The organism is Vibrio sp. 970 (assembly GCF_033339075.1).
Window position 1 is genome coordinate 1 of sequence record NZ_JAWOTW010000897.1, and the last position, 501, is coordinate 501.

At 41.7% G+C, this 501-nt stretch carries 1 pseudogene; it reads left to right on the top strand.

The features are described from left to right. Positions 1-399: pseudogene (locus tag R7Q11_RS29795) on the top strand (ISAs1 family transposase); the annotation flags it as partial. Positions 400-501 lie beyond the last annotated feature (102 nt).

The window sequence follows — 501 nt, forward strand, 5'->3', positions numbered from 1 at the left end:
TCAAAGAACATTTTCAAACGATTACTGATCTACGCCAAATCCCTAAGGTCACTTACTGCCTCTTCGAAGTCCTTTTGGCTCGCTATGTGCGGTTATTGCTGGTGCGAAAGGTTGGTTTGATATCCGTGAATACATTCTCGGTCATCATAATTGGTTTAAGCGCAATGGCCTGTTTTTACATAGTGTTCCTGTTGATGACACGATTGCTCGAATAATCTCAACGATTGACCCCGAGCATTTCATGAATGCTTCATTAACTGGATGTCATCAATACACACCCTTACCGAAGGTCAAGTGATTGCGATTGATGGCAAAACACTTCGAGGCTCATACAATCGTGAAGACAGGGCGAGCACCATTCATATGATCAGTGCTTATGCATCGTCAAACAAGCTCGTGCAAATTAATTGATGGCGTGTTCGAATGATTTCTTATTGGAAGAAAACGGAAGAAATTTACCATGATGATGGTTTGACGTTGATCATTGGATGGTATGACCAT